Origin of the sequence: Actinomyces sp. ICM47 (assembly GCF_000278725.1) — a bacterium.
In the GTDB taxonomy this organism is placed as follows: domain Bacteria; phylum Actinomycetota; class Actinomycetes; order Actinomycetales; family Actinomycetaceae; genus Pauljensenia.
On the sequence record NZ_ALCA01000132.1, the window covers coordinates 1 to 9,697 of the forward strand.

The 9,697-nt window shown below is 66.8% G+C and carries 6 protein-coding genes; 4 read left to right on the forward strand and 2 right to left on the reverse strand.

All coding sequences use genetic code 11. The features are described from left to right. Positions 1-25 precede the first annotated feature (25 nt). On the reverse strand, positions 26-1,474 hold the full coding sequence (locus tag HMPREF1136_RS09545) for a C40 family peptidase (RefSeq protein ID WP_009649140.1): 1,449 nt from the start codon (positions 1,472-1,474) through the stop codon (positions 26-28). Between the two features lie 471 nt (positions 1,475-1,945). Between HMPREF1136_RS09545 and HMPREF1136_RS09550 the strand changes: the two genes are divergently transcribed. The 3 genes from HMPREF1136_RS09550 (at position 1,946) to HMPREF1136_RS09560 (ending at position 5,752) form a co-directional block, all read left to right on the forward strand. Beyond that, positions 1,946-3,271, forward strand: coding sequence for an O-acetylhomoserine aminocarboxypropyltransferase/cysteine synthase family protein (locus HMPREF1136_RS09550; protein WP_009649143.1), 1,326 nt, complete (start codon positions 1,946-1,948; stop codon positions 3,269-3,271). Between the two features lie 93 nt (positions 3,272-3,364). After that, positions 3,365-4,522, forward strand: coding sequence for a homoserine O-acetyltransferase MetX (gene metX / locus HMPREF1136_RS09555; RefSeq protein WP_009649139.1), 1,158 nt, complete (start codon positions 3,365-3,367; stop codon positions 4,520-4,522). An 84-nt stretch (positions 4,523-4,606) separates the two neighbouring features. Continuing rightward, positions 4,607-5,752, forward strand: a complete 1,146-nt coding sequence (locus HMPREF1136_RS09560; RefSeq protein WP_009649138.1) for an alpha/beta hydrolase — start codon at positions 4,607-4,609, stop codon at positions 5,750-5,752. 164 nt (positions 5,753-5,916) lie between these two features. Here the strand turns inward: HMPREF1136_RS09560 and HMPREF1136_RS09565 are convergent, their stop codons facing one another. Then, entirely contained in the window at positions 5,917-7,743 is a 1,827-nt protein-coding gene (locus HMPREF1136_RS09565; protein WP_009649136.1) for a hypothetical protein, read from the reverse strand. 835 nt (positions 7,744-8,578) lie between these two features. On the opposite strand from HMPREF1136_RS09565, the gene HMPREF1136_RS09570 reads away from it, so the two are divergent. After that, positions 8,579-9,697: FAD-binding oxidoreductase (locus HMPREF1136_RS09570; protein ID WP_009649142.1), on the forward strand; the 1,119-nt coding region annotated here is incomplete at its 3' end.

Here is a 9,697-nt window from a genome sequence, read left to right on the forward strand (position 1 = left end):
GCGCGGCCCCCCGCAACGAGTAGGATCAGAGCCTCACGGCGTAAGGCATGAGTGAACCCCAGCTATACACGCCGGTCACGCGCACGGGCACACCGAAGGTGGGAGCCTCGATCATCTCGCCGTCGCCCAGGTACATGGCGACGTGGTAGATGCCGGACTGGGTGCCATCGGAGGACCAGAAGATCAGGTCGCCCGCCTCCATGTCACCGAGGGACACGTGCGTGCCGTAGCCGTACTGCGCGCGCGAGAGGTGTGGCAGGTCCACGCCGGCACTCTCCCATGCGAGCATCGTCAGGCCGGAGCAGTCGACGCCGCCGTAGGATTCGCCACCCCACACGTAGGGCACACCCAGGTAGGTCATGGCCGTGGCAATCGCAGTGGACGCGCCGCCGTAGGAGTAGCTGGGTTCCTCGTCGTCAGGCTCCTCATACACGGGTTCTTCATACGCGGGCGCGGGCGCGGGCTCCTCCTCAGCAGGAGCAGGCGCAGGGGCGGGCGCTTCTTCAGCGGGTGCGGGAGCGGGCGCTTCTTCAGCGGGTGCGGGGGCGGGCGCTTCTTCAGCGGGTGTGGGAGCGGGCGCTTCCTCAGCGGGTGCAGCCGACGCGTCGGGGGCCGGGGACGAGGCAGGGGCCTCGGGAGTTGCATCGGCCGCGGGAGCAGGGGTGTCGGCGCGGCGCTGGCTGTCGGCGGCGGCGACGGCTGCGGAGGCCTGCTCGGCGGCAGCACGTTCGGCGGCAGTGCGTTCAGCGGCGAGGCTGGCCTCTCGCTGGTTGATCAGGTCGACGGTGGTGTTCTGCTTGGTGGCCAGCTCCTTGACGTAGGCGTCGCGCTGGGCGGCAACGATGTTGGCCTGAGTCTGCGCGTCGGTAGCGGCCTTGTTGGCGGCATCGGTGCGAGCCTGAACCTCGTCGGTGGCCTTCTTCTGGTTATCGAGCGCGGTGTTTGCTGCGTCGCGGGTAACCTTGGCGACTTGTTCGAGGGCGGCGACGTTCTGCATCTTCGCCTCGGCGGACGAGGAGAAGGAGTTGATGCCGACCTTTTTGGTTTCGACGCCACGCAGGCCGTCGGCGTCCAGGTAGGGGGCGATGGCGTCGAGGGACCCACCGCCGTTACGGTAGGTGGCTTGGGCGACGGAGGCGATCTGCTGCTTGCCCTCCTGGAACGCAGCTTCGGCAGCGTCGGCGTCGGCTGAGGCCTTGTTAGCTGTCGCGGTTGCCGCGTTCAGCGCGATCTGGGCTTCGTTGAGGTCTTCGCCGGCGATCTGCGCATTCTGGGTCGCAGTGGCTGCGGTCGCGTTGACTTCGGCCAGTTTGACCTCGATCTCGGCGACACTCATCGAAGCGGCTTCTTCGGCCGCCTTGGCGGCTGCGATTTCCTCCTCGGAGGGAGCCGCTTGTGCCATCTGCGGCAAGATCAGCAGAGCGCTGGCAGCAAAGACCGTCAGGGCCGTGCGGATTGTTCCGCGTTGTCTCATCGTCGTCTCATCTCGTACATGCGTGGGTGGACGCCCGTAGGCGAGTACTGAAAAGAAGCCTATCCACTTTCATCACGCTTGGCAACAAACACACCAAACTCCACACAGTTCACGTATGCACCAATCGCAACACCGGCAACACCAGCACCATAATTACCCCGCAATTACTGAGCAACCTACCCCGAGAGCAGCACTCATGTACGCCCTCTCACATTTATAGCTCCTTCTTGAATGCCAGCCAACCCGGTTACAAAAGTCCACCATCCGGGACCAACGCGCCATAGCCTCGTCCATGACAAAGAATGGGAACCATGAACCGTCGAATGTGCCGCTGACTGCGCGTCAGCACCAGCGACTGCCGCGCAGTCCCCCGACAGCGGGACGCGCATTGACGCATATTCACTTCACCGCATCTGCGGCCCGCCGGAGGGGAATCAGAGACGACCCACCCCCGACCCCAGGAGCCGCACAATGACCGCCAACGACTGGTCCTTCGAAACCAAGCAGATTCACGCCGGATACGACCTTGATCCCGCCACCGGCGCGACCGCCCTGCCCATCTACCAGACCTCCTCCTACGCTTTCGAGGACACTGCGCAGGCGGCGAGCCGCTTCGCACTGCAGGAGCTGGGTCCCATCTACACGCGCCTGACCAACCCGACGACCGACGGCGTCGCCGCCCGCATCGCGGCCCTCGAGGGAGGCGTCAGCGGCCTGTTGGTCTCCTCCGGTCAGTCCGCGACCGCCCTGTCGATCCTTGCCCTGGCAGTCGCCGGCAACAACGTGGTCGCCTCCCCCTCCCTGTACGGCGGCAGCGTCACCCTGCTGAAGAACACACTGGGACGTCTGGGCATCGAGGCACGCTTCGTCGCAGACCCGCTCGACCCCGAGGCCTGGCGCGCGCTCGCCGACGACAAGACGGTCGCCTTCTACGGCGAGACCATCCCCAACCCACAGGGCGATATCCTCGACATTGAGCCGATCGCAAAGGTCGCCCACGAGGTTGGTGTGCCCCTCATCGTCGACAACACGGTCGCCACCCCCTACCTGGTGCGCCCGATCGAGTGGGGCGCTGACATCGTCGTTCACTCGGCCACCAAGTACCTGGGCGGCCACGGCACCTCGATCGCGGGCGCGATCGTCGACTCGGGCAACTTCGACTTCGCCTCTCAGCCCGAGCGCTTCCCCCTCTACAACACGCCGGACGAGTCCTACCACGGCCTCGTCTACGCCCGCGACCTGGGCGTGGGCGGCGCGCTGGGCGCGAACCTGGCGTTCCTGCTGCGCATCCAGACGCTCATCAACCGCGACCTGGGGGCAGTCACCTCCCCCTTCAACGCGTTCCTCATTTCGCAGGGCATCGAGACCCTGTCGCTGCGCGTCGAGCGCCACGTCTCCAACGCGCTGGCGGTCGCCCACTTCCTGGAGGCACACCCGGACGTCGAGTCCGTCAACTACGCGGGCCTGGAGTCCTCCCCCTACTACGAGCTGGGCAAGAAGTACGCGCCGCTGGGCACGGGCGGCCTGCTCTCTTTCGTCATTAAGGGCGGGTATGAGGCCGGCCGGGCTTTCGCGGACGGCGTGAAGCTCCTGCCAGTGGTTGCCAACATCGGTGACGCGAAGTCCCTCGTCATCCACCCGGCCTCGACGACGCACTCGCAGCTGACCGAGGAGGAGCTGGCCAAGGCCGGCGTCGCGCCCGGCACGGTGCGCCTGTCGATCGGCCTGGAGAACATCAAGGACATCCTGGCCGACCTGCAGCTCGGCTTCGACGCGGCCCGCGCGGCCACAGCCTAACAGACCCGTCGGCGGCCTCGGGGATACACACTCCTGAGGCTGCGAGGCCGCCGCTGTTCTCCCCTCCCCTCCGCCCCCGCGAAAGAAGGCCCCATGAGCCGCCATAATCTGCCCCCCGCTCCCACCTCCGGCGCGTGGCGTGAAGGCGACCCGGTCGCGTTCCGCCAGTTCGCCAACCTGGGTGCCCAGCGCCTCGAAAATGGCTCGATCTTGCCCAGCGTGACCCTGGCCTACGAGACGTGGGGCACCCTGAATGACACCGGCTCGAACGCCGTCTTGATCCTGCACGCGCTCACCGGCGACGCCCACGTGTACGGCGACGCGGCACCCGGCCAGCCGACCCCCGGCTGGTGGGATCAGATCGTGGGTCCGGGACGCATCATCGACACCGAACGCTACTTCGTGGTGGCCGCGAATGTGCTGGGTGGTTGTCAGGGCTCGACCGGCCCGGCTTCACTGGCACCGGACGGCGCGCCCTGGGGTTCGCGATTCCCTGTGATCTCTACGCGTGATCAGGTCCGCGCCGAGGCCCTCTTGTCCGACCTGCTCGGCATCACAACGTGGGACATCGTCATCGGCGCCTCCCTGGGCGGCCAGCGCGCCATCGAGTGGGCGGTCACCTATCCGCAGCGCGTGCGCCGCCTCGTCGTCGTAGCCTCAGGCGCGCAGACGACGGCCGATCAGGCGGCGTGGACGCACACGCAGATCCGCGCGATCCAGCTGGATCCGGCGTGGCGTGGCGGAGACTACTACGCGGGTCCCGGCCCCACCGCGGGTCTTGCGCTCGCCCGCCAGATCGCGCACACGACCTACCGCTCCCCCTCCGAGCTGGACGAGCGCTTCGGTCGCATCCCTCAGAACGACGAAGACCCCCTGCATGGCGGTCGCCTGGCGGTCGAATCCTACCTGGACTACCACGGCGAGAAGATCGTGCGCCGCTTCGACGCGGGCTCGTACGTGACGCTGTGTCGTACGATGCTCTCTCACGACGTGGGTCGCGACCGTGGCGGCGTCGCACAGGCCCTCAAGGCTGTCACCGCCCGCACGCTTGTCGTCGCGGTGGATTCGGATCGCCTGTTCTTCCCGGAGCAGGTCTGGCAGATGGCCTCGGGCATTCCCGGCGCGTTCTACCGCGAAATTCACTCGGATCACGGCCACGACGGATTCCTCATCGAGCACGATCAGCTCACGTCCCTCCTCAACGAGTTCCTCAACGAGCGCATCCCCTCGCGCGCGTCCTCCTTCGCCTGATCGGCGCTCTTTCTCCGCGAGCCCACCCTTTTTCCGCCTCTTCATCGACGAGGCCGGGGTGGCCTCGCGCGTTATGCTGACCCCATGAGCGTTACCAGCAATCCCACGCCCGATGGCGAGCAGATACCGGACACGAGCGGCCTGCCCAACCTGTCCGGGGTGGATGCCGAGGCCTCGTCTCTGGAGGGGTTCCCCGAGCGCGACGTGATGGCCCCCTGGGGCGAGGCTGGCCCTCCCGGGCTTCAGTGGCGTGCCGATATCCTGGGTGAGGGCTACGAGTCGCGCACGATTGAGCTGCTCGACGACGCGGAGGGGCCCTGCGTCGCGACCCTCGTGCGCGCGACCCCGCCCGAGAGCACCCACGTGACGGTCCTGTACCTGCACGGGCGCAACGATTACTTCTTCCAGACGGAGATGGCGGATCGTCTGCGGGAGGCGGGTGCCGCGTTCTACGCGCTCGACATGCGCAAGTACGGGCGTTCTCTGCGTCCCCACCAGACCATCGGATACGCGGACGACCTGTCGGTGTACGACGAGGAGATCGGCGAGGCCATCGAGCTGATCCGTTCCGAGCGCGACGACGAGCCGCTCGTCCTCATGGGGCACTCGACGGGCGGTCTGGTTGCGACCCTGTGGGCGCACCGCCACCCGGGCGTGTTGGCCGGTCTGATCCTGAACTCGGCGTGGCTAGAGATGCAGTCGATGGCGTCTTGGCGCGGGGCGATGGCCCCCGTCATCGGGCGCATCGCGGCGCGCAGCCCCATGTGGGAGGTCCCCACGGGAGGCGCGGGCCACTACGGGCGTTCGCTCGCTGGGCGCGCCTCCTCGGACCTGCCGATCCCCAAGGGGCTCTCGCCTGAGGATCCGTCGATTGTCGGGTGGCCCATCGCCCACGAGTGGAAGCGCCCCGAGTCCTACCCGGTGCCCGCCTCGTGGCTGGAAGCGATCATGGCGGGGCACGAGACGATCGAGAAGGACGTGCACCTGGAATGCCCGGTCCTGTCGATGGTGTCCACGTCTGCATATTTCGACGAGGCGTGGTGCGAGCGCGCCTTCACCTCCGATACCGTGCTGGATCCGGTCGTGATCGCGCAGCGCAGCCTCGGCCTGTCCGACCTGGTGACGATCGCGCGTTTCCCCGGCAAGCATGACCTAGTCCTGTCGGACGCGCCCGTGCGCGAGGCCGTGTACGCCACGATGCGCGGCTGGCTCGAGGCGTTCGTCGACTAGCGCTCGGGCACCCGTCGCCCACGCACAACGAGGCCGTGGCCGGGTGGACGAGGCCGTGGCTGAGCGGCGGGTCGGCGCGGGGGTTACAGAAGCGGTGCTGCTGCACACAACGAGGGGGAGGCTCGGGATCAGATGATCCCGAGCCTCCCCCGGCAGTCGGCGCGTCAGTGCTTGGCGACGCGACGCCCGCGCGGCACGTTCGCGTATTCGCGGACGATCTCGCGGTTAACCTCGTCGAGGGCCTCGGCCAGCGTCGGCCCCAGGCGGTCGCCGATACGGACGAAGGACCACACGTCGATGTGGCCCATGCCGCGCGCGGTCAGCATCGTCTCGAGGGACGGATAAGTCAGGCCGGCGCATGAAATCGCACCGCTGGCCGCGAGCACCAGGTCGTCAGGAAGGCCGAGTTCGCCGCGCGCCACGAGGGGAGTATCCTCGCCGAGGATCTGCGCGAGCGTGCGCAGACCGGCCTCGTCGCGCCCGAGGACGGGAACGCCCCCTTCGCGGGCCGCGATGACCTCGGGGGATTCTTCCTCGTGGTCGACGGACGAGGCCATGGCCGCGTCGGTCGCTCCGCCGTCGTTGAGGTCCTCGGCGGCCTCGACATGGGCGCGTCGTGAGGCGCGACTACCGAGGTGTGCCGGGCGCTCCCATCGTTGTTCGCCGGTCTCGCCCTGCTCGTTGTCATCCAGCTCGTCACCCACGTGCACCGCGTGCTCCTCCGGGTGAGTGTCCTCGGCATCGACATTGTCGTCCGCGGCGGACTCGTCGGCAGCGTCGCCCGCGGCGAACTCACCGCGGTCGCGTTCCTCGTCGTGGCGCTCTTCCTCGTCGAGAGTCTCGACCTGCTCGCGCTCGTCGCTACCGTCGGTCTCGCCCTCGGACTCGATGCGTTCCTCGGCCTCGTCGAAGGCTTCCGTGGCGTGCTCATCAGCCGCGTCGCGATCCTCCCCGACTTGCTCATCCGCGTCGTCAGCTTCCAGCGCGTCAGCGACCTCATCAACGCGGTCGTCGATCTCGGTCTCTTCCTCGACGAATTCCTCGACCAGTTCATCGGAGCCAGCCCCAGCCTCGTCACTCTGTTCCTCGGGGGAATCCTTGGACTTCCAGGGGGCCGGAGGTTCTTCATCGACCGAGTAGTGGAAGGCGTCGCGTAGGTGGGGAGCGACCTTCGGGGTGGGGCGAGTCGTCGGAGTCTCGGACTCGGTCGCATCCTCAGCGTCGCCGTCCCCATCCGCCTCAGCATCCGCATCGGTGACCGGAGGAACGGGCGGCTCTGGGATCGCCTGGGCTGCATCGTCCAGATTCTCCTCGGCGACAGCCTCGAACTCCTCGGAGTCGACAGGTGCCTCGGGCACGGCCGGGGCGGGGGCGGGTCCCGCGGCAATCGCGGATGCGCCGGCCACGCTTCCAAGAAGCTGCGGGGCATGCCCATACAGGCGCGGGCCGACAGCATTGACGTCCAGGAAGAGTCGACCGTTGGACATCTGGCGCAGGTTCATGAGGTGCACCTCGACACCGGAGGTAGCCAGGATCGACAGGGCGGGGCGCACCGACGGGTCGATCTCACCGGCGACCATGATCAGACGGGGACCCGGGCCGACAGCTGGGGGCATCGAATCGCGGAACTGCGCCCAGCCAGCGCGGAAACCCTCGGATCCCGTCGGATACTCACCCGCCAGGTCAGACCAGGACAAGGAAGCGACGATGGCCAGACGTGACAGCGACGTAATCAGGGTCTCGGAATCCAGGAGCTTGAGGATCTCAACGGAGACTATCTGCCCCGTCACGTCGAGCGCCGTCAGGCGCGGCGTCTCCTCATCATCTTGTCCCGTCATGTCACGCCATGTCACCGGGAACAGCGGACGCGACACAATCTGCAGGACCTGCTGGCAGATAGCGTCGACCAGTTCGGGACCCAGATCATACGAAACCGGGTACCCGAATTGAGCAGGCACGAGGTGTCCATCCTCGAACTCAAACAGGGCCATCGATCTATCCTTCACGTGTATGGAGCGCTCGTGGCCATTGTTTCATACGTTCTAAAAGAAACGCAGAAGACACAGGGGTATTGCAATAGATACTGTGTAAATGTTAGTCTTATGTCAACAGCCCATCACCCTCTCATTCTTTATCTATAAGACACTCTTTTAACACTTACCTTGCGGACAGAATTTATAAAATGATCCCACAAAGGCGCTAATACACACCCTCTCCTTTGGGCCACAGGGAGCGGTTTTCGACCGTTCGACCCTCTTTTTGTCTGACATGTGTCGAATAACCGTTTGTGACGCACAACAGGGCATGATTCATCTCGTGTAGGATTGTGTTTGACGCGCGCAAACCAGATTCGGCACCATCTTCCATCTGGTTAAACCATCGCGCAGCAGGCAGTACACAACAGGCAAGGCGGGTAGCAATGGGCAGAAAATTCCTGCGCCTCATTGAATACTCGGCGCCAGAACCCCGAGTTCCAGCGTCCGAGGAGACGCGCAATGAACTATCTCCATATTGTGTTAGTAATAAGACACTGCCTCCACGCTACCCGAATACTTCTCAACCGGTCAGTCCGCATATGCCGCCGATCGAACGCATGCCCGTCCCTGTGACACCCTTCCCAAAACTCATTATCGACGACCCGGAACCCGCCTGAGTCCACGTTGTGAGCAACAGGCGTCTCGCGGCAGCGACGCCGCCCCCTCCTACACACTCCACACGCGCTCCGCGCGTGACCACTCTCGCTCCACGGCCTCGCCAATTCCGACACGACTATCCGCACAGCGGGAAGTCCCACCCCGCGCGGCGCGCGCGTGACACACTGGGATCATGAGCGAGAGCTTCCTGACGGACCTGCGTACACTCATCGACGTCGACTCCTCTGTCGGCACGCGAGCACGCTACTCCTCCGACGCCGGCCTCACGCGCATCCCGCCCCTGGCCGTCGCCTTCCCGCGCACGCCCGAGCAGGCGGTCGCCGCCTTCCACCTGGCGCGCGCCCACGGCGTCCCCCTCACCGCCCGAGGCGGCGGCACCTCGTGCGCGTCCAACGCGATCGGCCCCGGCCTCGTCCTCGACTTCTCGCGGCACATGAACCGCGTCATCTCCATCGACCCCGAGGCCCGCACTGCCACCGTCGAACCCGGCTGCGTCGGCTCCACCCTGCAGGCTGCGGCGGCCGAGTACGGCCTGCGCTTCGGCCCCGACCCCTCCTCCCAGAACCGCGCGACAATCGCCGGCATGGTCGCCAACAACGCGTGCGGCCCGCACGCAACCGCCTGGGGGCGCACCTCCGACAACATCGTCTCCCTCGAGTGCATCGATGGGCGGGGACGCCGCTTCACGGCCACGACCTCACACGACTCGGCGCTGCACGACGTGCCCGGGCTGGCCTCCCTCATTGACACCAACCTGGCCCCCATCCGCACGCAGCTCGGCCGCTTCAAGCGCCAGGTCTCCGGCTACTCCCTCGAACACCTCACCCCCGAAGGCGGGCGCAACCTCGCCGCCATGCTCACCGGCACCGAGGGTACCCTCGTCCTGATTCTCTCCGTCACCGTGCGCCTCGTACCCCTGCCCGACGCACCCGTGCTCGCAGCCCTCGGCTACCGTTCCATGATTGAGGCCGCCGACGACGTGCCCGCGCTGCTGGCCCACTCCCCCCTCGCCGTGGAGGGCATGGACCGCCGCCTCGTCGACGTCGTGCGCGCCCACAAAGGCCCCGGTGCCGTCCCCGCCCTGCCCGAGGGCGAAGGCTGGCTCCTCGTCGAAGTCGGCGCCCCCGGCGAAGACGTCACCGCCTCCCTGGAGCGCGCACGCGCCCTGTGCGCCGACTCGGCTGCCATCGACACGGTCGTCTACCCGCCAGGGGATCAGGCCTCGGCCCTGTGGAGGATCCGCGCCGACGGTGCGGGCCTGGGCGGACGCACCCCGCCGGACGGCGCGGGC

Coding starts and splice junctions, on each gene's coding strand:
- metX (WP_009649139.1), top strand. CDS start 3,365: ATGAGCCGCCATAATCTGCCCCCCGCTCCCACCTCCGGCGCGTGGCGT.
- HMPREF1136_RS09550 (WP_009649143.1), top strand. CDS start 1,946: ATGACCGCCAACGACTGGTCCTTCGAAACCAAGCAGATTCACGCCGGA.
- HMPREF1136_RS09545 (WP_009649140.1), bottom strand. CDS start 1,474: ATGAGACAACGCGGAACAATCCGCACGGCCCTGACGGTCTTTGCTGCC.
- HMPREF1136_RS09560 (WP_009649138.1), top strand. CDS start 4,607: ATGAGCGTTACCAGCAATCCCACGCCCGATGGCGAGCAGATACCGGAC.
- HMPREF1136_RS09565 (WP_009649136.1), bottom strand. CDS start 7,743: ATGGCCCTGTTTGAGTTCGAGGATGGACACCTCGTGCCTGCTCAATTC.